Origin of the sequence: Bradyrhizobium sp. F1.4.3, from assembly GCF_040548375.1 — a bacterium.
Classification (GTDB): Bacteria; Pseudomonadota; Alphaproteobacteria; order Rhizobiales; family Xanthobacteraceae; genus Bradyrhizobium.
In genome coordinates, this window is record NZ_JBEPRN010000016.1 from 86,226 (window position 1) to 108,906 (window position 22,681).

The window sequence follows — 22,681 nt, forward strand, 5'->3', positions numbered from 1 at the left end:
AAGAGCGCCTTTGCCCACCCTACGAGATCTCGCTTCACAAGCTGCTTTGCGCACCCGGCTAGAGCCGCTACTCTCCCCCCGAACAAAAAACAAAATCATATTCGGGGAGCCGCCGATGAACCGCCGTGACCTGCTGCGCGCCGCAGCCTTGCCGCTCACACAAATCGTCATCCCGCGCACGGCTTTCGCGCAAACCTATCCCGTCCGCAACATTACCATGATCGTGCCGTTTCCCGCAGGCGGCCAGGCGGATCTCGCCGCGCGCCCGGTGGCGCAGGCGCTGGAGCGGATTCTCGGCAAGCCCGTCATCGTCGACAACCGCGCCGGCGGGGCCGGCGGATCGGTCGGCAATGCCGCGGCGGCCCGCGCGGAGCCCGATGGTTACACGCTGCTGATGACCCTGTCCTCGCTCGCGGTGCTGCCGGAGGCCGACCGGCTGTTCGACCGTCCCGTTGCCTATGAAGTGTCGCAGTTCATGCCGATCGCGCGCGTGCTGGCCGATCCCACGCTGCTGGCGGTGCCGGCTTCGGCGCCATGGAAGACGGCGCAGGATTTTGTCGAGGATGCGAAGAAGCGCCCGGGCCAGATCACCTACGGCTCGTCCGGCCCCTACGGCACACTGCATGTGGCGATGGAGATGTTCGCCAACAGCGCCGGCATCAAGTTGCTGCACGTGCCGTTCCGTGGCGCGGGTCCCGCGCTGACCGCGCTCCTCAGCGGGACCGTGCAGGGGATCGCGGCGGCACCGGGCACGCTGAAGCCGCAGGTCGACGACGGCAAGCTGCGCGTGCTCGGCAATTGCGGCGCACAGCGCATCGCCAGCTTTCCTGATGTGCCGACCTTCCAGGAACTCGGCTACAAGGAGGTCGAGATGTACATCTGGGCCGGGCTCTTTGCTCAGAGTTCTCTTCCTGCGCCGGTCGCGACCCGCCTGCGCGAAGCGATGGCGCAGGTGATGACGAGTCCCGACGTCCTCAAAGCCTTCGACACCTCGGGCAGCCTCGTCGCCTATCAGGATGCGCCGGCATTCTCGGAGTTCGTGGCAGTCGACAGCGCGCGGTTGATCGCGGCGGTGAAGAAGATTGGCAGGGTCGAGTAGGTTCCAAACGCACTTTTCACATTTTTTTGTTGGGCCAGAACCTGACCGCGTCTCATTGATTGAGGACAAATCGAGGGATTCGAGAAGGAAAAGGGACCATGCGAACAGAGCGAATTGCGCTGGGTGTGGCGCTTGCGATCAGCGGCATCGTCGCGCAGAGCGCCGCGTCCGCCGAAGAATATCGCGGAACCATGGAGCAGCAGATGGCCTGCACGCCGGATGTCTGGCGTCTGTGCAGCGATCAGATTCCTGATGTGAGCCGCATCACCGCCTGCCTGCGGCAGAACACCCCACAGCTCTCCAGCGGCTGCCGCGCGGTGTTCCAGTCCAACAACCAGATGCCGCCACAGCAGCCGGTTCCGCGCAATCGGGCTGCAGCGCCGCCGCGCTATAACAATGTGCCGCCGCCACCTCCGCAGCCGCGGCCTTATGACGATGACGACGATTAACGCTACCTGGAGCATGATCCGGAAGCGTGCGCAGCGGCAGGCGCGAAGATGCTATCGTGCCGCTTCGTTCAGCGTTCCTTCTTGCTGTCCGACTCAGGTCGATGTCCCAGCGCTGTCCGCATGAGGACACCGAAGAGTATTGCTGCGACTGGCCAATGGAACCAGATCCTGTGCATGCCGGTGAAAACATTGATCAGAATCAGAAAGGCCGACACCGTGAGGGCCGCTGCGACCGGTCGGGGCAGCTTCGCTAGCCCATCTGAAACGAAGCGCATCCACGTGGATTGCTCGTATCTGTCGCGGCGTACGGCGTCATTTTCCGAGCCCGCAACTGCGCCCCGAGACGTCAGACGTTCGCCAGGCGGAAAGCTCCGTGCTTGAGCGGTTTGACCGCTCATGGTCACACGATAGCTGGTCATGGGAGCAATGTTTTTCATTGGACGCTGGCCGAGACAGTCAAAGCCGACGGATAATTTGTTGTGCACCTGATCGTAGACGGAACTCGAGATCACGACGCCGCCGGGTTCGGCAAGCTCTTGCAGCCGCGACGCGATATTGACCCCGTCGCCATAGATGTCGGAACCGTCCACCATCACGTCTCCGAGGTTGATGCCGATGCGAAACCGCATCGGGTGCGCGTGCGGTGGGTCCGAATCCTGGTTGGAAATTTCCTGCTGAATCTCGACCGCACATTGCACGGCCTCGACGACGCTGGCGAACTCGGCGATCACCGCATCGCCCCAGGTATTCACGATGCGGCCGTCATGACGCTCCACCAATCTCGCAATGGCAGTGCGGTAGCGGCGGAGCGTCTCCAGCGTTCCCGTCTCGTCTGCTTCCATGAGGCGAGAATAGCCGTGCACATCAGCGCACAGGACGGTGGTTAGTCGTCGTTTCACCTTGTCGTCGGGCATGGTCCAGACATTAGCCTCCCTGACCGGCAAATGCATCAGACATCGCGGTCTATGAGTGCTCGCCGTTGCCGCCTTAGGGCCTGATCTCGCAGACATCGACCCATTCGGCGGCGGTCAATTCGGCCATGCGGTCGGGCGTGATGCGCACGGCGCTGTGGGTCGAGCCTGCCGCCGGCACCACGATGTCGAACGCCTTCAGCGACACGTCGCAATAGATCGGCAGCGGCGATTTCAGTCCGAACGGACAGACGCCGCCGACTTCGTGGCCGGTGATCTCGGCGACCTCTTCCAGCCCCAGCATCTTCGGCTTGCCGCCGAATGCAGCCTTGACCTTCTTGTTGTCCATGCGCGAGGTGCCGGCCGCGACGATCAGGATGACGCGCTCGCCGATCCGCAACGACAGCGTCTTGGCGATCCGCCCGGGCTCGACGCCATAGGCCCCTGCGGCCAGCGTCACGGTCGCGGAGCTGATCGTGGATTCGATGACTGAGATGTCGGGGGCTTTCTCGGCGAAGAAGGCGCGAACGGATTCCAGGCTCATTCCAGTCGGCTCATTCCAGTCTCACGGGCGGGCGGCGATCCCGGGCAGCTCGGAGAGCGAACGGACGCGGTGGTCCGGCGCGAATCCAAGCTCGTCCATCTGGGTGCGGATCGCCTTGAACAGGGTGAGCGGTGCCACGAGTTCGTTCTCGACGCAAGCCAGCGCCATCGCCTCGGGCGTCACCCGTTCGATCCAGGCGACGTTCAGTCCGAACGACTTTGCGCCTGCGACATCCCAGGGATTTGAGGAGACGAACAGAACCTCCTTCGGTGCGGTGCCGAGCATCTCGCCGATCAGCTCATAGGCTTCCGGAGATGGCTTGAAGATCTTCTTCGCATCGACGCTGATGGTGGCATCGAGCAGGTGGTCGAGGCCGGTGTTGCGCACGAGCGCATTCAGCATGTCCGGACTGCCATTGGAGAGGATGGCGAGTTTTCGCGGCTTCAGCGCGGCAAGAGCTGCCGTCGCGTCCGGATAAAGTTCGAGATGCAGATATTTTTCGATGACGCGCTCGAAGGCCTCGTTCTCGTAGGCAAGCCCGAGCACGCGCAGCGTATAGGCAAGCGAGTCGCGCGTGACGGCAGCAAAATCCTGGTAGCGCCGCATCAGCGAGCGCAACCAGGTGTATTCGAGCTGCTTGATGCGCCAGACCTGCGTGATGATCTCGCCGTAGCCCGGGAACGCGTCTTCGGTAATCTCCGCGACCGACTGGATGTCGTAGAGCGTTCCGTAGGCGTCGAAGACGACGGCTTTGATTATCACGCTGACCTCTTCGTTAGATCCCCAACAGCTTGCGCGCGTTGGCCTTGAGCACCTTCGGCCGGATCTCGTCGCGGATGTCGATCTTGGCAAAATCCGACAGCCAGCGGTCCGGCGTGATCACCGGCCAGTCCGAGCCGAACAGCATCTTATCCTGAAGGATCGAGTTGATATAGCGCACCAGGATCGGCGGGAAATATTTCGGCGACCAGCCGGACAGGTCGATATAGACGTTCGGCTTGTGGGTCGCGACCGACAGTGCCTCTTCCTGCCAGGGGAAGGAGGGGTGGGCGAGGATGATCTTGAGGTCGGGGAAATCTGCCGCGACGTCGTCCATGTACATCGGGTTGGAATATTTCAGCCGCATGCCCATGCCGCCGGGCATGCCCGAGCCGACGCCGGTCTGGCCGGTGTGGAACAGCGCGATCGCGCCGCCATTGTTGATCTCTTCGTAGAGCGGATAGGCCATGCGGTCGTTGGCGTAGAAGCCCTGCATGGTCGGATGGAATTTGAAGCCGCGGACGCCGTATTCCTCGATCAGCTTGCGCGCCTCGCGCACGCCAAGCTTGCCCTTGTGCGGGTCGATCGAGACGAACGGGATGAGGACGTCGAGATGGTCGGAGGCGACCTCCAGCATCTCGTAATTGTTGTAGCGGCGGAAGCCGGTCTCGCGCTCGGCGTCGACCGGGAAGATCACCGCGGCGATGTTCTTGGAGCGGTAGTAGGCCGCGGTCTCCGGCACTGTCGGCGGATGCTTGTGCGGCGACTTGAAGTAGTCGGCCATCTGCGCCTGGAAGTCGTCATAGCCGTCGTCGGGATGGGTGCCGCAGGGCTCCTCGGCATGAGTATGGATGTCGATGGCCACGACATCGTCGATATTGGGCAGCTTCAGCTTCGGCATTGGTTTCCTCCCGACGGGTTGTCAAATTGATTATATGATATAACGAATTTGGCAAGTGCCTCGCGAAGGCAGCGTTGGTCGGCGGAAATACCTGCGCTAGTGTTTTCGGAACAATGAAGCAGTAGGGGAGGCTGAAAATGGCAGAGGCGCAAGCCTTCGAGACCGATTTCTGGAAGGATGCCCAGGCACGCAAGATGTGGGACGAGATCGTCCCGGGCGAGCCGCGCAAGACTGTCCCCTACACGCTGACGCGCGCGGCAATCGAGCTCTATTGCAAGTCGGTCGGCGAGACCCATCCGCTTTATTTCGACGAGGCCTATGCGAGGGGCACCCGCTATGGCGGGCTGATCGCGCCGCCCTCGATCCATATCATGCTGATGTTCGCCTGCACGCCAGCGGACGACTGGATGCGCTCGCCGGGCACGGTCAATGCCGGGCAGTCCTGGAGCTACAGCATCCCGGCCCGCCCGGGCGACGTTATCCGGCTTGAAGCCCGCGCGCTCGACAAGTTCATCAAGCGCGAGCGGCTGTTCGTGGTGCATGATAACGTCTTCTTCAACCAGGCGGACGAGGTGATCTGCTCCGGCCGCGGCTGGACCATCCGGCCAATGTAAGGGAACACCGCGATGACCGTCACGTTCGAAAGCCTCAACGCGGGTGACCTGATCGAAGGACCGGCCTTCGACGTCTCGCGCGACTCCATCCGCCTGTTCTGTGACGCCTCGCTCGACTACAATCCGCTGCATCTCGACGACGACTACATGACGGGCAGCTTCGGCAAGACCCAGTTCGGCGGCGTGATCATGCACGGCATGAACAATTTCGGCCTGATCACGCGCATGATCACCGACTGGGCCTATCCGGCCGGCGCGATCCATCGCCGGCTCGAGACCCGATGGGTCAAGCCGGTCCGCCCGGGCGACACCATCCAACCCTCCGGGATCATCAAGGCGAAGCAGGTGACCGCCAGGTCGCGCTGGGTCGTGATCGACGTCGTCGTGCGGAATCAGAACGAGCAGCGGGTTGCGACGGGCGAGGCAACGGTCGAATTTCCGGCGTGAAAGGGCCGTTTCAGTCCTATCCAGAGGTTAATTCGGGGTGGAATCGCCCGTTTGCATTGACATCCAGTCCCGCCATGCCTTAGAAACCGCCCCGTCCCGGGCGGTCGTCCGCCAGCGGGAAAAATCTCATTTTGCCACATTCGCGCGTGCCGAAACGGTAGTGCCGAACACGGCCTTTCGAACGTTCAGGATTCCGCCATGAAGGTCCGTAACTCGCTGAAATCGCTGCGCGGTCGCCATCGCGCCAACCGCCTGGTCCGCCGCAAGGGCCGGGTCTATGTGATCAACAAGGTGCAGCGCCGCTTCAAGGCTCGCCAGGGCTGATTTTGCCCTGCCGGTGGCCCAGACGCGCCCCGCAAGACCACGGTCTCACACGAGTTTGACGCCGCTCCTGCTTTGCAAGGGCGGCTTTGCGCGTCTAGACTTCGATCATGGCAGTGAGATTCCTTTTCGCGCGCACCCTGTGTCTGGCCCTTGTTCTGGCAACCGCCGGCCTCGCTCCGGCCCTAGGGCAGGATGATCCGCCGGTTCCGCCCGGCAAGCAGAAGAAGCTGCCGGAGGCACCGGCCAAACTGCCCAAGGTCGACCGCACCAAGAATCTCGATTTCCTGTTCGGCGCGCTGAAGGCCGCCCCTGACGACGTCAGCGCCAAGCATGTCGAGGCGCGGATCTGGGCGATCTGGCTCCAGACCCCGAGCGACACCGCGGCGCTTTTGATGGCGCGGGCCAAGGTGGCGGTCGATGCGCAGAAGATTGACATCGGGATCAAGCTGCTGGATTCGGTTATCAAGCTCAGGCCCGATTACATCGAAGCCTGGAACCGGCGCGCCACGCTCTACTACATGCAGAACGATTATGGCCGTTCGCTCGCCGACATCCGCGAGGTGCTGATCCGGGAGCCCCGTCATTTCGGCGCGCTCGCAGGCCTCGGCATGATCATGCAGGAGGTCGGCGACGAGAAGCGAGCGCTGGAGGCGTACCGCAAGGCGCTCGCCGTCAATCCGCACCTCGACAAGATCCCCGACCAGGTCAAGGCGCTGACCGAGAAGGTCGAAGGCCGCGACATCTAGCCTACAACTCGATCATTTTTCGAGCGGTTGCGGCACGTGGGGATTAACCACGATCGCATGCGTCGCGCTGCGAGGGGTATTGTCGGCGCGCCAGCAGGCCTACCTGCATGGCAGGAGCACAGCCATGAAGCGTTTGATCTTTGCGGGTAGCTTGCTGTTGGCGTCGGGGACGATGAGCCTCGCCGACGGACTGTTCTGGGTGGTCGGCAATCGCGCCACCGGCAAATGCAACATTGTCACCAGCAATCCGGTGATCGATGGCGACATCTGGTTCGGCGACGGTCCCTACAAGTCGAAGGACGATGCCAAGCTTGCCCGGACAACCATCCGTGCCTGTCCCGCGGTCACCCCCGACGAGGAAAAGGCCGGCGACAGCGCGAACTAGGCCGCCTGCGCGCTAGTGCAGGACGCTGCCGCCGCGCTCAGTGAGGCCATGATCGACCGCTGCGGCGTAAGCCTTTGCAAGCTCCGCCTCGAGATGCTCGTTGATCAGGAGCAGCGCCCGGACGGCACCGCGCAGGTCGCCGTTGCAGCTCGCGACTATCTCGTCGATCGCAGTGTCGTTCGATCTCATGCTCATCGAAAAATCCTCCGGTTCAAACCAGGACAATCTTGCCGGTCTTTCCCGCATCCCGTGGGACTGCGAGGAGGGATCGGCGCCCACCCGTGTCTAGATGGGGGAACCGACCGTGGCGATTATAAGGAAGCTGCTATGACGGCTGCATGAAGCTGGTCCGAGGCTTGTGTGTCACCAGGAAGATCGTTGATTTCATTGCATTTTTGTAGATCCGGATTATGCACATATCCACAGCCTCGGCATTTCCAGTGGAAGCGCCGAGGCCCACGGGGCGAAACTGCCGCGTGCCAAGACCCGTAGCTGCCATGTGCCCTGGATTGCCCGGACTCTCTCCATGATCGTGATATCAGTCGTGACAGCGCTGGTTCTGCTCGCGCTGGTCACGCAGGCCGGCGTCGTCGCCGTGCAACGTGCTTTTCCGCCCGCGGGCCGGATGATCGAGGTCGATGGTGCGACACTTCACGTCGTCGATATCGGTCCGCGTGACGCAGGCCTGCCGGTCGTGATGCTGCATGGCGCGAGCTCCAATCTCGAAGTGATGCGGCATCCGCTCGGCGATCTCCTCGCCAGGGAGCATCGCGTCATCCTGATTGACCGTCCCGGACATGGCTGGAGCACGCGCGCGCGGCAGCAGGACTCGACGCCGGAGATCCAGGCGCGGATGATCGACGAGGCGCTGATAAAGCTCCGGATCGATCGCGCGATCTTTGTCGTGCATTCCTGGAGCGGCGCGCTCGGCGCGCGGCTGGCGCTCGATCATCCCCGCCGCGTTGCAGGCCTCGTGATGCTGGCGCCTGTCACCCATCCCTGGCGTGGCGGCGTCGGCCGCTACAACGAGATCATCGCAACGCCGGCGATCGGTCCGCTGCTCGCCTATACCATCACGCTGCCGCTGGGGTATTTCGTCGCCGAGTCCGGTGCGCGCGACGTGTTCCTGCCACAAATGATGCCGGACGGCTTTGTGAAGGACTCCGCGACGCCGCTGCTGCTGCGCCCGCGCGAGTTCATCGCCAATGCCTATGATCTGGTGACGCTGAAGGCGTCGGTCGCCGCGCAAGTCGCGCGCTACGGCGAGATCAAGGCGCCGGTCACGATCATCGCCGGCGAGCCCGACAAGACCGTGTCGACCGACATCCACGCGCGCCCGTTCGCAGCATTGGTGCCGAATGCCAAGCTGATCGTGCTGCCCGATCTCGGCCACATGGTGCAGAACGCCGTGCCGGATCTCGTGAAGACTGAGATCGAGACGATGATCGGTAGGATCGTTGCCGTAAAGGTGGTGAGCGGCTAGGCGGCCTTCGTTGCGATGGGCCTGGCGCGCTCGATCCGTTTGCGGTCGCTCGGCGAGTTCATGGCCTCCCAAAGGTCGGTGCGGCGCTGGACGTTCAGCCAAAAATCCGGACTGTTGCCAAAGACGCGTGCGAGAATGAGAGCGGTTGCAGCGGTCACGCTCCGGCGATCGTTGCAAAGCTCGTTGACGTGCTTGCGCTGCACGCCCATGGCCGCGGCGAGGGCTCCCTGGGTCAGTCCAAGGGGGGCCATGAATTCTTCGGTCAGAATCTGCCCGACCGTTGCAGGCCTGCGCTTGGTCATCAGCATGCGGTTTGCCTATCTATAGCGATGATTGTCCAAATAGACGTTTTCCGCCTCACCCTGGCCACTTGACCATCGAAAGACCAATCGCCACTGTTTGTTCACCCGGATCGAGTGTAACCCCGCTAGATTGCCACGCAGCTTCTCGAAATGATCGCTTGGGGGCACCCGCAGGTCCTGGTCCGACGTCGCGTCGTCGAGCATCTGAAGCTTGCGAAAAAGTCTGTCCTCAAGGTCCGAGGGAATCTGCTTTGATCTGACGTTGTCGACGAAGAAGGCGCGCAGCCACTCGTCACGGAAACTCGAGATCATCAGCAAGCCCCGCCGGTTGAGGCATTGTACCACATGGTGGTACATGCGGGCAACGTCTCAAAGCCGGCGAGAGCTCATTTCGAAAATGACCCGGAGATGCGGTCGGAAGGACGGCCAGCCCTTATCCGCCTACTGCTTGATCTTCCCGTCCTTGTCGAACTGCGACACATAGGCCCAGAGGTTGTTGATCTCCGTCTCGTTCTTGACGCCGGCGAACGCCATCTTGGTGCCGGGGATCTTGGCCTTGGGATCCTTGATGTAGTCCTTGAACTGCGCCTCGCCCCAGGTGATGCCGGAATTCTTGTTCGCGTCCGAATAATTGTAGTCCGGCGCGGTGCCGGAATGACGGCCGTCCAGGCCATTGAGCTCCGGTCCGACCTTGTTCTTGGCGCCTTCGCCGATCGCGTGGCAGGCCAGGCATTTGTTGAACGACGATTTGCCGGCCGCGACATCCTGCGCCATCGCGGTGGAGGCCGTGGCAGTGACGGTGAAGATCATCAGCGCGCCAAAAGTCAGTTTTTTCATAGGGTGCTCTTCGTCTCTTTCCCGGTGGGACTCTTATCTGGTCGGCGATCGTCGGACCCGCCGGTTTTGGCACGGCCCGCTCGGCTTGGACAAGCCACGAAACCATGACAGGTTTCATGATTTCCTACTTGTCCCAGAGCGAACTCGCGGAAGATCCCTGATCCGACTTTCGGATGGCCTACCCAAACCACCGCAGACGTGGTTGATTTGGTGCGATAAAATCGATCCTGGGCTGCGCGCCGGAAGGATATGCCATGAAGGATGTGATATGGCCATCATGATGCCTGCGAGCGACCCGGCCGTGCTCGCGCGCCGCGCTGAGATCGTGGCCGCGCTGCGCGCCATCGTGCCCGGCGAAGGCGTGATCGATAGCGCCGCCGAGATGCGGGCCTATGAATCCGACGGGCTGACCGCCTATCGGCAGCCGCCAATGGTCGTGGTGCTGCCGGATACGACCGAGCAGGTCTCGCTCGTTCTGAAATATTGCGCAGAGCACGGTATCAAGGTGGTGCCGCGCGGCTCTGGCACCTCGCTGTCCGGCGGCGCACTGCCGCTCGAAGACGGCGTGCTGCTGGGGCTCGGCAAGTTCAAGCGCATCCGCGAGATCGATTTCGACAACCGCGCTGTCGTCACCGAGCCCGGCGTTACCAATCTCGCGATCAGCCAGGCGGTCGCGCATGCCGGCTTCTATTATGCGCCCGATCCGTCGTCGCAGATTGCCTGCTCGATCGGCGGCAATGTCGCGGAAAATTCCGGCGGCGTGCACTGCCTGAAATACGGCATGACCACCAACAACGTGCTCGGTTGCGAGATTGTCCTGATGAGCGGCGAGATCCTGCGCATCGGCGGCAAGTCGGCGGAAAATTCCGGCTACGACTTGATGGGCGTCATCACCGGCTCGGAGGGCCTGCTCGGCGTCATCACCGAGATCACGGTGCGTATCCTGCAAAAGCCGGAGACGGCGCGCGCGCTGATGGTTGGCTTCGCGCAAGTCGAGGCCGCCGGCGAATGCGTCGCACGCATTATCGGCGCCGGCATCATTCCCGGCGGCATGGAGATGATGGACAAGCCGGCGATCCACGCCGCGGAGGCCTTCGTCCATGCCGGCTATCCGCTCGATGTCGAGGCGCTCCTCATCATCGAGCTCGACGGCCCCAAGATCGAGGTCGACGAGCTGATCACGCGCGTCGAGACGATCGCGAATGGCTGCGGCTCGACCACCTGCCAGATCTCGACGTCAGAAGCCGAGCGCAATTTGTTCTGGGCGGGCCGCAAGGCGGCGTTTCCCGCCGTGGGGCGCATCTCGCCCGATTATCTCTGCATGGACGGCACCATCCCGCGCGGCGCGCTGCCGAAGGCGCTGGCGCGCATCCGCGAGCTGTCGGAAAAATACCAGCTTGGCTGCGCCAACGTGTTCCACGCCGGCGACGGCAATCTGCACCCGCTGATCCTCTACGATGCCAACAAGCCCGGCGAGATCGAGCGCGCCGAGGCCTTCGGCGCCGACATCCTGCGCGCCTGTGTCGAGTTCGGCGGCGTGCTCACCGGCGAGCACGGCGTCGGCATCGAGAAGCGCGACCTGATGCCTGAAATGTTCAGCGAGATCGACCTCAACCAGCAGCAGCGGCTGAAATGCGCCTTCGACGCGCAGGGCCTGCTCAACCCGGGCAAGGTGTTTCCGACGCTGCACCGCTGCGCCGAGCTTGGCCGCATGCATGTCCATGCGGGCAAGCTGGCGTTTCCGGACATCCCGCGATTCTGACGGCCGGATATCCGGCATGGTGGCGACATGGCGGGCGTTGCGATAGCTGCCACGGACGTCCCGCCGGCCGAGCCGCGAACGAAGTCGCGGCTCCTGTTCATCGACAACATCCGCTGGTCGATGATCATTCTCGTGCTGAGCATGCACGCCTGCGATACCTATAGCCCGTTCGGCAATTGGTACTACGTGGACCGGCAGGCGACGGGCTTCGGCACAGCGCTCGCGTTGGGCATCTACCAGAGCTTTCTCCAGGCCTTTTTCATGGCCGTGCTGTTCTTCATCGCCGGTTATTTCGCTGCCGCCGCGTTCGACAGGAAGGGGTTTTCGAGATTTGCCCGTGACCGTCTGGTCAGGCTCGGCGTGCCGACTTTGCTCTACATGTTCGTGATCGGCCCGCTCACGCAGTATTTTCTCTCCTGGACCTGGGGCAAAGGCGGTTTCGGCCATCAATGGCTGACCCATCTCAGGGACGGAGAGTGGCTGTCCGAGACCGGGCCGATGTGGTTCTGCGCGGTGCTACTCCTGTTTTCGATCGTCTATGGCCTCGCTCGTCTGTCAGGATGGCGAGAACGGAACGTCACGCTGCACGGGACTGCGATCGCCCTTTTCATCGTTGCCATGACCGCCGCGACATTTGCCGTTCGCATCGCCGTGCATGCCGATGCCTCGGTGCTCAACGTCCATCCAGGCGACTTCCCGCAATATGTTCTGATGTTCACGGCCGGCGCGTTTGGCTATCGCGGCAACTGGATGGCGGAGCTTGCCGAGCGTTCCTGCATCCGCTGGGGACTGCTTGCGCTGGCGCTCTCGGTGCCGCTGTTCGCCGCGCTGGTAGCGTTCGGTGGTGGCTTGAGCGGCGATACGACGCTCTATGCCGGCGGCATCAATCTCGTCAGCGCCGGAAAGTGCCTGTGGGAGGCGCTGGTCTGCGTCGGCATGGGGCTGGTGATGCTCGCCGTCTATCGCCGCCATTTCGACGCGCAGGGACGGGTCGCCAAATGGCTCTCCGACAATGCGTTCGGCGTCTATCTGATCCATCCGCCGATCCTGATCGGCTTTGCGCTGCTCCTGCACACGCTGCCGATGGGTGCGATCGCAAAGGTGTTGCTATTGACGTTGCTTGCGGCCGCCGGCAGTTTCGCAGTGTCGGCGTGGATTTTGCGCAAATCGCCATTGCGGGCGATCATCTAGCACGAAGCACCGCGGCGCAAGCCGCGGCGCCTCGACCGATAAGGCTTACATCAACGCGTATTGTGTGCGCTCGCGCCGTGCCAGCAACGGCAGGGCCTGACCGGCGATGTAGGTCTTGAAATGTGCGCTCTCCTGGTGCGCCTTGAACGCTGCCTCGTCGCGGAACAGTTCGTAGAACAGGAACTGCGCCGAATTGTCCTTGGCGCGCGAGATCAGGAATAGCTTGACGCCGTTCTCGCGCTGCGCCTCGGGCAGGAAGTGGTCGAGGATCGCGGCGACCTTGTCGGCCTCGCCGGGCTTCGCCTCCCATTGCGCGACGACGAGAAGGCCGCCGCCGTCAACTGCGTCGCTGATCGATTTCTGCGTTGCGTAATGGTTCATTGTCGTTGCTCCTTGCTGCTGGGCTTGGGATGACGTCGTCGTCCATGGCAAGAGATGGATCGCCAGGACGGTCCCGAAGGCAGGGATCACCGACCTGCGGGTGAACGCTTCGTGGACGCGCGGCGCCGGCCGCGCATGTGTCGATCGCTCCATGTCTGTTTCCATCGGTTGGTCGCGACCATGATCGGCGCAACCTTGTAGCAATGGTCTGCCGGGTTTGGTTCGCCGCAGGTCGAAGTGTCGATGTCGTGAACGCTTCGGCTGTGATCGAACTGTCGCGGTACGGTCCTGCGCACCGAGCACGATGAATTTTCATCAAACGCCGGAGCCGCCCATGTCCTGATCCTGCAGCGGCTGAAGGAGGAGGGCGGGCGCAGGCGGCGAGCCGGACAGTGCTGTTCGCCGGCTCCACGCCGCATTTGATTTTGGTGCCGAATTTCGTTACCCGCTACAGGCGTGGATACGCTCAAGGTCAGAGACGCCAAAGACGTCGAAGAGGTGGTGCGCGCGGCGATTGCCAATGAGCAGCCGCTCGAGATCATCGGTCATGGCAGCAAGCGCAGCATCGGTCACGCCATGGCGACCAACGCCGTGCTCGACGTCTCCGCGCTGAATGCCGTCACCTCCTACGAACCCAACGAGCTGATCGTCACGCTCCAGGCCGGTGCGCCGCTAGCCGACGTGCTGTCGCTGATCGATTCCAAGAACCAGCAATTCGCCTTCGAGCCGATGAACACGGCACCGCTGCTCGGCACGCCGGCGCTCGGAACCATCGGCGGCATGATCGCGGCCGGGCTCGCCGGTCCGCGGCGCATCAAGGCGGGCGGGGCGCGCGACCATCTCTTGGGGGCGCACGCCGTCTCCGGCTTCGGCGACAGCTTCAAGACAGGCGGCAAGGTGGTGAAGAATGTCACCGGCTACGACCTCTGCAAGCTGCTGGCGGGGTCCTGGGGCACGCTCTCAGTGATGACCGAGGTCACGCTGAAGGTGATGCCGAAGCCCGAAGCCGAGCGGACGCTGCTGCTGCGCGGCCTCGACGATGCCGCCGCCAACAAGGCGATGACCGCGGCGCTCGGTTCGCCCTTCGACGTCTCCGGCGCCGCGCATCTGGCGAAATCGGCATTCCGGGCCAGGGCCGACGGGGCCGGAGATATCGCAGGCCAGGGCGAGGCGCTGACCATGCTGCGGCTCGAGGGCATCACGGCCTCCGCTGCCCACCGCGCCGGCTCGCTGCGCGAATTGCTGGCGCCGTTTGGAACCGCGACCCTCATCGAGGATGTGGCGTCGTCCGCGCTGTGGGCCACCGTCCGCGATGTCCTGCCGTTCGCGGCAAACGGCGCGCTAGGCGCCTGGCCAATCTGGCGGATCGTCTGTCCGCCGGCCTCAGGGGCGTTACTCGGCGCGCAATTGGCGCGCGAGACCGGCGGCGACGTCATCTACGATTGGGGCGGCGGACTGATCTGGGCGGCGCTGCCGCCGAAGGGCGACGCGCACGCGCCGGCCGTGCGCCAGCGCGCAAATGCCGTCGGCGGCCACGCCACGCTGATCCGGGCGGCCGAGGACGTCAGGCGCGGTGTCGATGTGTTCCATCCGCAACCGGCCGGCGTTGCCGCCCTGGGCGAGCGCGTCCGCGCCAGTTTCGATCCGAACACCATTTTGAACCGGGGACGGCTGACGCGGGGCGCTGCGGCATGAAGACCGAATTCTCACTCGCGCAGCTCGCCGACCCCGACATCGCGGAAGCCGACAAGATTTTACGCGCTTGCGTCCATTGCGGCTTCTGCACCGCGACCTGCCCGACCTATGTGCTGCTCGGCGACGAGCTCGATAGCCCGCGCGGCCGCATCTACCTGATCAAGGAGATGCTGGAGAAGGACCAGGCGCCGACAGCGGAGGTGGTGAAGCATGTCGACCGCTGCCTGTCGTGCCTGGCCTGCATGACGACCTGCCCCTCGGGGGTGAACTACATGCATCTCGTCGACCAGGCCCGGGTCAGGATCGAAGAGCGCTATCGGCGGCCGCTGACTGAGCGGCTGTTGCGCCAGGTCCTCGCCTTTGTCCTGCCGGACCCGCAGCGCTTCCGCATGAGCATGCGGCTGGCGAGCCTGGCCCGGCCCTTCGCTGTCTTCCTGCCCACCCCGCGGCCGTCGGCCACGCCCGGCCTCCTTCAACGGATCAAGGCGATGCTGGCGCTGGCCCCGGGCCGTCTGCCGTCGCCCGGCCCCGCCGCCGGCAGCGTGTTCGCAGCACTCGGCAAGAAGCGCGGCCGGGTCGCGCTGCTCCAGGGCTGCGCCCAGCAGGTGCTGGCGCCGCGCATCAACCAGGCGGCCATCAGTCTCCTGACCCGCCACGGGGTCGAGGTCGTGCTGGTCAGGGACGAGCAATGCTGCGGCGCGTTGACCCATCACCTCGGGCACGATGATGATGCGCTGGCACGGGCTCGCGCCAATGTCGCGGCGTGGCAGAAGGAGGCGGCAGGCGAGGGGCTCGACGCCATCCTGGTGACGGCCTCGGGCTGCGGCACCGTGATCAAGGACTACGGCTATCTGCTGCGCGAGGATCGCGCGCTTGCCGCCGATGCCGCGCGGGTCTCCGCGCTCGCAAAGGACATCACCGAATACGTCGCCGGTCTTGGACTTGCGCCGACGACGCGACAGGACGACATCGTCGTCGCCTATCACTCCGCGTGTTCGTTGCAGCACGGGCAGAAAATCACGGGCCTTCCGAAAGAATTGCTTTCCAAGAATGGATTCGTGGTGAAAGATGTGCCGGAGAGCCATTTGTGTTGCGGTTCGGCGGGGACCTACAACATTCTCCAGCCCGACCTTGCGGGCAGGTTGCGCGATCGCAAGGTCGCCAACATCGCGAGTGTCAAGCCGGACATGATTGCCGCGGGCAATATCGGCTGCATGGTGCAGATTGCCAGTGGCACGTCAGTTCCGGTCGTACACACGATTGAGCTTCTCGATTGGGCTACGGGCGGGGCGCGGCCGGCATTGAATTCGTCGAGCTGAGCATTCGTTCCGAGGTGACGGCCGAAGACGCCCGATCGACCATTGTTCGGCGGCAACAGGAGGACCACGATGGCGAAAGCGAAGAAGAAAAAAAGCAAGAAGGCCAAAAAGGCCAAGAAGGTTGTAGCGGCGAAGAAGGCGACGAAGAAGAAGGCCGGCAAGAAGAAGTCGGCGAAGAAGACCGCGAAAAAGTCCGCCAAGAAGTCTGCGAAGAAATCGGCCAAGAAGGCCGCACCGAAGAAGGCTGCCAAGAAGGCTGCAAAGAAGGCTGTGAAGAAGGCTGTGAAGAAGACCGCGAAGAAAGCGGCACCGAAGAAGGCGAAGGCAGCTCCTGCTCCGAAGCCGTCAGCGCCGGTCGCGGCGCCGGCTCCCGAGCCCGCCGCCGAGACAAGCTGGGCGATGCCTTCGTCTTCTGCGGAACCGACGCCGGCCGAGGGTCAGAGCTAGGCCAGCGCCGGGTTAGGTCAGTCTCCACCACGACCGAAAGTCAGGAAGGCCGCAGCGGTGACGCTGCGGCCTTTTTGCATCGTCGCCATGGCTTGCCGGAGACTGCCGCTTTTCGAGTCAGCCTGATTCGTGGCGCGCACGCCACGGAATGCGGGCCTACGTAGTATCCCGGTCCCCTCTGTGCCCTTTGGGGTGAAAATAATGTGATCTAGAAGCAACACCGGCCGACAACCTTTCGTGGAATCGTCAGAACGCCTAAAAAGTCGGCAGATGCCCGCGATTTTTGCTTCACGGTTCACGTCCCTCAATCCAGATTGCGGCAGTTATGAAATTTGCAATCAGGTCGGGTAGGCCCGGGGGGCTTCCGGAACTCGACTGGGGTTTAGAACTGGTGATGGGGATCGAAATGAAAAAAGTGGCTTTGTTGGCAACGGCGCTGGCAATGGTGACGGGTTCGGCTTTCGCGGCGGACATGCCCTTGAAGGCAGTGAAGGCTCCGCCGCCGGTCGCGTTTGACCCCTGGGATGTCGCCTTCGGCGGCGCAATCATGAGCGACTACATCTTCCGCGGTGTGACCCAGTCGAACCACCAGCCCTCGGTCGCCGCCTATTTCGAACCGCGCTACAACATCACCAAGGACCTCCAGCTGTATGCCGGCGTGTCCGCGGAGAGCATCTCCTTCGCCAACCGCGCTGCTGCTGAAGTCGACGTCTACGGCGGTATCCGCCCGACCTTCGGCGCATTTGCCTTCGACATCGGCGTCTGGGGTTACCTGTATCCGGGTGGAAGCTGCGCCGACAACGTGACGACCGGCGGCATTCCCGGCGGCAACGTCTGCGCCATCAGCACGACCACGATCTTCCTCGGCGACGGCAACGTCATGAAGAAGGACGTCAGCTTCTTCGAAGTTTACGGCAAGCTGAACTACACCATCAACGACAATTGGTCGGTTGGTGTGAACGAGTACTACTCGCCGAACTTCCTGAACTCGGGCGCCTGGGGCAACTACGCTTCGGTGACCGCCAAGTATATCGCGCCGAGCACGGTGTTCGGTGCTTCCGGCGTCGGCATGTACGTGTCGGGTGAATTCGGCCGTCAGTGGTTCGGCACCTCGGATGCCTTCTACGGCACCGGCGTCGGCACCGTTTTCGCCAACGGTATCCCCTACAAGGACTACGACACCTGGAACATCGGCATCGGCTTCACCTACAAGGTGTTCACGCTGGATCTGCGTTACTCCGACACCGATCTGAGCAAGGGTGATTGCAACGCCTTTACCAGCGCGTTCAACGCCTCTGGCACCACCAGCGTCACCCCGATCAACCCCGGCGGCGCTGGCTCGAACTGGTGCGGCGCGGCGGGCATCGCCAAGCTGTCCTTCGACCTGACGGCGATGAGCAACCTGAAGTAAGTTTCTTCCCGAGCGATTTGACGAGGGCGGCAGAGCAATCTGCCGCCCTTTTGCTTTGGGGGCGCGAGCGGGCTCGGCCTGCATGATTCGAGACGCGCCGCAAGGCGGCGCTCCTCACCATGAGGGTCTGCGATCCTGCCGCCAAACAAGACCTCATCCTGAGGAGCCCGCCTGCGTCGGACGTCTCGAAGGATGGGCCGCGAGGAAACCGCCTGCCGGGGTCCAATAGCCCCCGGGGCTTAACCGCGCCTTCGCGCCTCAGCGCGCCGCGCTCGGTTCGGGCTGGGCCGGCTTGCCGGCATCGCCGAGGACATGGATCTCGCCGTCCTCCACCATGGTCACCTTGCGGGTGTGGAAGGCGTCCAGCGTCGAGCGGTGCCCGATCGAGACGATGGTGGCCTGCGGCAGCTTCTCGGCCAGCAGCCGGTACAGCCGGGCCTCGGACGGCTCGTCGAGCGAGGCAGTGGCCTCGTCCAGGAACAGATAGTCCGGCGCATGCAGCAGCGCGCGGGCGAGCCCCAGGCGCTGCTGCTCACCGAGCGACAGCATCCGGTTCCAATGGCCGTCCTCATTGAGCCGTTTTGCCAGACGCGGCAGGCCGACTGCTATCAGCGCGTCCGCCACCTTTTCAGGTGCAATCGTTCCTTTTTCAGCGGGGTAAGTCACGGCGTCGGCCAGCGCACCGATCGGAAAATACGGCCGCTGCGGCAGCATCATCAGCCTGGCCGTCTGGGGAATGGCGATCGTCCCGTGGCCGAACGGCCAGATGCCGGCGATGGCCCGGAACAGCGTCGACTTGCCCGAGCCGGACGGCCCCGTCACCAGCACCCGTTCAGCCGGCTGGACCGTCAAGGCATCGACGCTAACCAGCGGCTCGCCATTCGGCAGGTTCACCAGCAACTGTTGAAGTGTGATCGCCTTGCCGCTCGATGGTGGAATGCCAATTGTCGGCTCGTGAGCCGCGATATCGACTGCCGAGCTGACCGACATTTCGAAGCCGTCGAGACGCGCGACGATCGAGCGCCATTCGGCGATCGAGCGGTAGGCCGAGACGAAGAAAGACAGCGCGTCCTGCACGCTGCCGAACGCCGAGCCCGTCTGCATCATGTCGCCGAGCTGGATGCTCTTGGTGACGAAGTAAGCTGGCGCCACCACTACATAAGGAAAGATCACTGCAGCCTGATTGTAGCTTGCCGTGAAAGCGGTAAGGCGCTTGGTCCGGCTCATGATCGCGTACCAGTTGCCGATGACGAAACCGAAGCGCTGCAACAGATGCCCTCGCTCCGCGCTCTCACCCTTCAAGAGGGCGATCTGCTCGGAATTTTCGCGGACGCGGATCAGGTTGAAGCGGAAGTCGGCCTCAAAGCGCTGCTGCTCGAAATTGAGGTTGATGAGCGGAGCGCCGATCCAGTGCGTCAGCGCAGTACCCAGCATTGCGTAAAGCAGCGCACACCAAACCAGAAAACCAGGGATAACGATATCGGTGCCGTAAAGGTGCAGTGGGGCCTTGTTGGACAGACCCCAGAGGATGACGACGAACGAGACCAGCGTCACGATCGACGACAGTAGGCCCAGGCCGATGACCAGCGTTTGCTCGACGAAATTCTTGACGTCCTCGGTGATACGCTGATCCGGGTTGTCGGCGGCGTCGTCCTTGAGTTGCATGCGATAGTGGGTGGCGTCATCGAGCCATTCGCCGAGGTAGTGTCCGGTCAGCCATTGCCGCCAGCGGATCTGGAGCCACTGGTTGAGGTAGAGTTTGTAGACGGCGAGCGTGATGAAGACGGAAGCGAGCCCGAGGAATACCCAGATCTCGCTGACGAACCGATTCAGATCGTATTCCTGGATTGCAGTGAAAAACCGGTTCTGCCACTGACTGACGAGGACGTTGATCGCGACCAGCGCCAGCTCGATCGTGATGACGGCGGCGAGCAGGCCACGGCCAGCCCATTTGTCCTCCGATCGGAAATAGGGACCGGCGATTCGCCAGACGATCGCGAGCGTGGCGCTGATGTTCTTCACAGAGCTTGGTCTCCTGCGGGGATGTGCGCAAATGCCTGGAGCCAATTGGCTGAGGCAATAGCGGGACTAAGCGCGCTTAGACTAAAGTCGCAAGTTGCGCAATTTGCGTTGGCTTGTCGCGGCTTGCAACCCTAGCATGGGCTTTAACGGCGCGGGGTGGGGGCCTCCGGGACTTCGCGAGCTTGTGAGCGGGCGGGAACCGCTGGATTCGCAAGCCATTCGCTTCAGGTTCAAAGGCACACTTCACCACTGCGCCAGGCAGGCTCGCCGTCCACGCTGGCCGGCCTGCCACATAAGCGCGTGGGGGAGGAAGACCATGTGGAATCAAATATACGACCCGCTGCACAGCCCCGTGCTGTCGACGATCGCAGCGGCGGTGCCCGTCGTCACGCTGCTCGTCCTGATCGCGAGCGGGCGCGTCCAGGCCCATATCGCAGCCGTCATCGCCGTGATCGTGACCAACCTGATCACGATTTTCGTCTTCACCATGCCGGTGAACATGTCGATCCGCGCCTCGATCCTTGGCATCGTGACCGGCTTCTTCCCGATCGGCTGGATCGTCCTCAACGTCATCTTCCTCTATCAGGTGACGGTGACGACCGGGCGCTTCGAGCTCTTGAAGCGTGCGGTCGGCGGCGTCACCGAGGACCGGCGGCTGCAACTCCTCCTGATCGCCTTCTCCTTCGGTGCCTTCTTCGAGGGTGCCTCGGGCTTCGGCACGCCGGTCGCGATCACCGGTGCCGTGCTGATCGGGCTAGGCTTCTCGCCGCTCGCGGCCTCCGGCCTGTCGCTGATCGCCAACACCGCGCCGGTTGCCTTTGGTGCGCTGGGTACGCCGATCCAGGGCCTCGCCTCCGTCACCGGGCTTGATCCCTACATCCTCGGTGCGATGGTCGGACGGCAATTGCCGGTCTTTTCGCTGATCGTGCCGTTCTGGGTGGTGTGGGCGTTCGCGGGCTGGAAGGGCATGAAGGACGTCTGGCCGGCGATTCTCATCACCGGAGTGTCGTTCGCGGTCCCGCAATTCGTGATCTCGAACTACGTCAATCCCTGGATCGTCGACATCGGGGCATCGCTGATCTCGATGGGTGCGCTGATCCTGTTCCTGAAGGTTTGGCAGCCCAGGCAGCTCTGGCTCTCGCCTGCGCTACGCGGTCACGACGAATCGGCCTCCACCATGGCCGCCGCAAAACCGCTGGACAAAACCCCGCTCACGCAAGGAGAGCTGTTCAGCGCGTTGCTGCCGTGGATCATCGTCTGCGTCGTGATGCTGATCTGGGGCAACGGCGCCTTCAAGACCTGGGCGAACGGCATCTTCACCTGGAACTATGCCGTTCCCGAGCTGCACCAGATGATCAACAAGATGCCGCCGGTCGCCCCAGGGCCGACCAAGGAAAGTGCGGTGTTCAGCTTCACCTACCTGTCCTTCACGGGTACGGGCATGCTGATCGCGGCGATCATCTCCGGCTTCCTGATGGGCGTCGGTCCCGGACGGTTGGTCACCGAGTATGGCCGCACCATCCGGCTCTGCGCGATCTCGCTGATCACGATCTCGGCGATGCTCGCGATCGGCACGCTGACGCGGCTCTCCGGCGTCGACGCGACGCTGGGTCTCGCGTTTGCCGCAACCGGCGTGCTCTATCCCTTCTTCGGCACGCTGCTCGGCTGGTTGGGCGTGGCGTTGACGGGATCGGACACGTCCTCGAACATCCTGTTCGGCAACCTCCAGAAGATCACTTCCCAGCAGCTCGGCCTGTCGCCGATCCTGATGGCGGCCGCCAACTCGTCTGGCGGCGTGATGGGCAAGATGATCGACGCGCAATCGATCGTGGTCGCTTCCACCGCGACCAATTGGTACGGCCACGAAGGCACGATCCTGCGTTTCGTGTTCTGGCACTCGATCGTGCTGGCCTCCCTCGTTGGCGTGTTCGTGACGTTGCAGGCCTATGTCTGGCCGTTCACGGCGATGGTCCTGAAATAACTGGAACACCGAGTTGCAACGAAATCCCCGCGGGTCTCGTCCCGCGGGGATTTTTGTGTCTTGAATCGACGATCCTTCTCAAAGGCTTCGCCGTCTTATAGAAGACCGGGCAAATCGGGTCGGTCGAGAGGTCTCATGGTTTCGTTCAGGTGGATGGTATGTGCGGCGGCCGCGGTGCTTGCGATGTCTGCGCTCGCACGCGCGGAAGAGGGCTTCCCCTTCGGCACCGAGATGACATTGGAGGCAGTGCCGCAGCCCGGCTCGAAGCGGATTCCGAACATCGAGATCGGCGACGATGGCGAGGTCGTGCTGGAGCTCTGGTGCAAGGGCGGCAAGGGCCAGTTTTCCGTCGCCGGCAACACCGTGATCTTCGTCCCTGGCCAGATCCAGGACCGCTCCTGTCCGCCGGCCAGGGCCCAGGCCGACGACGACCTCGTCGCGGCGCTCAGCAGCGTCGAGACCTGGAAGCGCCAGGGCGACGTACTCACGCTGGTCGGCCCGAAGCCGCTGCGTTTTCGCGCCAACGGGAATTAGCTCTCTCGTGTCCCGGACAAGGCGCAGCGCCAAGCGCTGCGACGCGGAGCCGGGACCCAGCTTCTACCCCGACTTCGGCGTGTGGCTCTGGGCCCCGGCTCGGCAGCGCATCACTGACGTGCTGCGCTGCGTCCGGG

The 22,681-nt window shown here is 63.2% G+C and carries 26 protein-coding genes; 16 read left to right on the forward strand and 10 right to left on the reverse strand.

Annotated features, from left to right (window positions below):
* The first annotated feature begins 115 nt into the window (after positions 1–115).
* Both ABIB73_RS30135 and ABIB73_RS30140 read left to right on the forward strand, forming a co-directional pair.
* Entirely contained in the window at positions 116–1,099 is a 984-nt protein-coding gene (locus ABIB73_RS30135; RefSeq protein ID WP_354229997.1) for a tripartite tricarboxylate transporter substrate binding protein, read from the forward strand.
* A 98-nt stretch (positions 1,100–1,197) separates the two neighbouring features.
* On the forward strand, positions 1,198–1,548 hold the full coding sequence (locus ABIB73_RS30140) for a hypothetical protein (protein ID WP_354229999.1): 351 nt from the start codon (positions 1,198–1,200) through the stop codon (positions 1,546–1,548).
* A gap of 68 nt (positions 1,549–1,616) precedes the next feature.
* Here the strand turns inward: ABIB73_RS30140 and ABIB73_RS30145 are convergent, their stop codons facing one another.
* The 4 genes from ABIB73_RS30145 to ABIB73_RS30160 all read right to left on the reverse strand — a co-directional run bounded on the left by ABIB73_RS30145 (position 1,617) and on the right by ABIB73_RS30160 (position 4,663).
* Complete coding sequence (locus tag ABIB73_RS30145; protein ID WP_354230001.1) at positions 1,617–2,462, reverse strand: adenylate/guanylate cyclase domain-containing protein; 846 nt, start codon at positions 2,460–2,462, stop codon at positions 1,617–1,619.
* 73 nt (positions 2,463–2,535) lie between these two features.
* Positions 2,536–3,003, reverse strand: a complete 468-nt coding sequence (locus tag ABIB73_RS30150) for a YbaK/EbsC family protein (RefSeq protein WP_354230003.1) — start codon at positions 3,001–3,003, stop codon at positions 2,536–2,538.
* 21 nt (positions 3,004–3,024) lie between these two features.
* Positions 3,025–3,765, reverse strand: a complete 741-nt coding sequence (locus ABIB73_RS30155) for a haloacid dehalogenase type II (protein WP_354230005.1) — start codon at positions 3,763–3,765, stop codon at positions 3,025–3,027.
* 13 nt (positions 3,766–3,778) lie between these two features.
* Positions 3,779–4,663, reverse strand: coding sequence for an amidohydrolase family protein (locus tag ABIB73_RS30160; protein ID WP_354230006.1), 885 nt, complete (start codon positions 4,661–4,663; stop codon positions 3,779–3,781).
* A 137-nt stretch (positions 4,664–4,800) separates the two neighbouring features.
* Between ABIB73_RS30160 and ABIB73_RS30165 the strand changes: the two genes are divergently transcribed.
* From ABIB73_RS30165 to ABIB73_RS30185, 5 genes are all read left to right on the forward strand, one after another.
* A complete protein-coding gene (locus tag ABIB73_RS30165) occupies positions 4,801–5,277 on the forward strand; it encodes a MaoC family dehydratase (protein WP_354230008.1) in 477 nt (158 codons plus the stop codon).
* Positions 5,278–5,289: 12 nt separating this feature from the next.
* Complete coding sequence (locus ABIB73_RS30170; RefSeq protein ID WP_354230010.1) at positions 5,290–5,724, forward strand: MaoC family dehydratase; 435 nt, start codon at positions 5,290–5,292, stop codon at positions 5,722–5,724.
* Between the two features lie 198 nt (positions 5,725–5,922).
* Positions 5,923–6,048, forward strand: a complete 126-nt coding sequence (ykgO, locus tag ABIB73_RS30175) for a type B 50S ribosomal protein L36 (protein ID WP_006611362.1) — start codon at positions 5,923–5,925, stop codon at positions 6,046–6,048.
* Between the two features lie 107 nt (positions 6,049–6,155).
* Positions 6,156–6,794, forward strand: coding sequence for a tetratricopeptide repeat protein (locus tag ABIB73_RS30180; protein ID WP_354230012.1), 639 nt, complete (start codon positions 6,156–6,158; stop codon positions 6,792–6,794).
* Positions 6,795–6,918: 124 nt separating this feature from the next.
* Positions 6,919–7,179, forward strand: a complete 261-nt coding sequence (locus tag ABIB73_RS30185) for a hypothetical protein (protein ID WP_354230013.1) — start codon at positions 6,919–6,921, stop codon at positions 7,177–7,179.
* 12 nt (positions 7,180–7,191) lie between these two features.
* Here ABIB73_RS30185 and ABIB73_RS30190 read toward each other — a convergent pair whose 3' ends face one another.
* A complete protein-coding gene (locus ABIB73_RS30190) occupies positions 7,192–7,374 on the reverse strand; it encodes a hypothetical protein (RefSeq protein WP_354230015.1) in 183 nt (60 codons plus the stop codon).
* A gap of 331 nt (positions 7,375–7,705) precedes the next feature.
* On the opposite strand from ABIB73_RS30190, the gene ABIB73_RS30195 reads away from it, so the two are divergent.
* Positions 7,706–8,662: an alpha/beta fold hydrolase gene (locus ABIB73_RS30195; protein ID WP_354230016.1), complete on the forward strand. Its 957-nt coding sequence runs from the start codon at positions 7,706–7,708 to the stop codon at positions 8,660–8,662.
* On the opposite strand, the gene ABIB73_RS30200 is transcribed toward ABIB73_RS30195, so the two are convergent.
* The 3 genes from ABIB73_RS30200 to cycA all read right to left on the reverse strand — a co-directional run bounded on the left by ABIB73_RS30200 (position 8,659) and on the right by cycA (position 9,801).
* The gene (locus ABIB73_RS30200; RefSeq protein ID WP_354230018.1) at positions 8,659–8,970 is read right to left on the reverse strand and encodes a HigA family addiction module antitoxin; all 312 of its coding nucleotides are present in this window, start codon (positions 8,968–8,970) and stop codon (positions 8,659–8,661) included. The genes ABIB73_RS30195 and ABIB73_RS30200 overlap by 4 nt on opposite strands.
* Positions 8,971–8,979: 9 nt before the next feature.
* Entirely contained in the window at positions 8,980–9,276 is a 297-nt protein-coding gene (locus ABIB73_RS30205) for a type II toxin-antitoxin system RelE/ParE family toxin (RefSeq protein ID WP_354230020.1), read from the reverse strand.
* A 129-nt stretch (positions 9,277–9,405) separates the two neighbouring features.
* Complete coding sequence (gene cycA / locus ABIB73_RS30210; RefSeq protein WP_354230022.1) at positions 9,406–9,801, reverse strand: cytochrome c-550 CycA; 396 nt, start codon at positions 9,799–9,801, stop codon at positions 9,406–9,408.
* 268 nt (positions 9,802–10,069) lie between these two features.
* On the opposite strand from cycA, the gene ABIB73_RS30215 reads away from it, so the two are divergent.
* Together ABIB73_RS30215 and ABIB73_RS30220 are read left to right on the forward strand one after the other, a co-directional pair.
* A complete protein-coding gene (locus ABIB73_RS30215) occupies positions 10,070–11,563 on the forward strand; it encodes an FAD-linked oxidase C-terminal domain-containing protein (RefSeq protein ID WP_354230024.1) in 1,494 nt (497 codons plus the stop codon).
* Between the two features lie 27 nt (positions 11,564–11,590).
* Positions 11,591–12,754 carry an acyltransferase family protein gene (locus ABIB73_RS30220; protein ID WP_354230026.1) on the forward strand — a complete coding sequence of 388 codons (1,164 nt, stop codon included), beginning with the start codon at positions 11,591–11,593 and terminating at the stop codon, positions 12,752–12,754.
* 45 nt (positions 12,755–12,799) lie between these two features.
* Here ABIB73_RS30220 and ABIB73_RS30225 read toward each other — a convergent pair whose 3' ends face one another.
* Positions 12,800–13,135 (reverse strand): putative quinol monooxygenase, encoded by a 336-nt coding sequence (locus ABIB73_RS30225; protein WP_354230028.1) that lies wholly within the window; start codon positions 13,133–13,135, stop codon positions 12,800–12,802.
* A 456-nt stretch (positions 13,136–13,591) separates the two neighbouring features.
* Here ABIB73_RS30225 and ABIB73_RS30230 point away from each other — a divergent pair, with 456 nt between their 5' ends.
* The 4 genes from ABIB73_RS30230 to ABIB73_RS30245 all read left to right on the forward strand — a co-directional run bounded on the left by ABIB73_RS30230 (position 13,592) and on the right by ABIB73_RS30245 (position 18,007).
* A complete protein-coding gene (locus tag ABIB73_RS30230; protein WP_354230030.1) occupies positions 13,592–14,830 on the forward strand; it encodes an FAD-binding protein in 1,239 nt (412 codons plus the stop codon).
* Positions 14,827–16,149: a glycolate oxidase subunit GlcF gene (gene glcF / locus ABIB73_RS30235; RefSeq protein WP_354230032.1), complete on the forward strand. Its 1,323-nt coding sequence runs from the start codon at positions 14,827–14,829 to the stop codon at positions 16,147–16,149. The genes ABIB73_RS30230 and glcF overlap by 4 nt, the downstream gene beginning before the upstream one ends.
* Positions 16,150–16,218: 69 nt before the next feature.
* Entirely contained in the window at positions 16,219–16,596 is a 378-nt protein-coding gene (locus ABIB73_RS30240; RefSeq protein ID WP_354230034.1) for a histone, read from the forward strand.
* Positions 16,597–17,002: 406 nt separating this feature from the next.
* Entirely contained in the window at positions 17,003–18,007 is a 1,005-nt protein-coding gene (locus tag ABIB73_RS30245; protein ID WP_354230036.1) for a TorF family putative porin, read from the forward strand.
* A gap of 258 nt (positions 18,008–18,265) precedes the next feature.
* Here ABIB73_RS30245 and ABIB73_RS30250 read toward each other — a convergent pair whose 3' ends face one another.
* Positions 18,266–20,029 carry an ABC transporter ATP-binding protein/permease gene (locus ABIB73_RS30250; protein ID WP_354230037.1) on the reverse strand — a complete coding sequence of 588 codons (1,764 nt, stop codon included), beginning with the start codon at positions 20,027–20,029 and terminating at the stop codon, positions 18,266–18,268.
* A gap of 316 nt (positions 20,030–20,345) precedes the next feature.
* On the opposite strand from ABIB73_RS30250, the gene ABIB73_RS30255 reads away from it, so the two are divergent.
* Together ABIB73_RS30255 and ABIB73_RS30260 are read left to right on the forward strand one after the other, a co-directional pair.
* A complete protein-coding gene (locus ABIB73_RS30255; RefSeq protein ID WP_354230039.1) occupies positions 20,346–22,010 on the forward strand; it encodes an L-lactate permease in 1,665 nt (554 codons plus the stop codon).
* Positions 22,011–22,145: 135 nt separating this feature from the next.
* Entirely contained in the window at positions 22,146–22,544 is a 399-nt protein-coding gene (locus ABIB73_RS30260) for an META domain-containing protein (protein WP_354230041.1), read from the forward strand.
* Positions 22,545–22,681 lie beyond the last annotated feature (137 nt).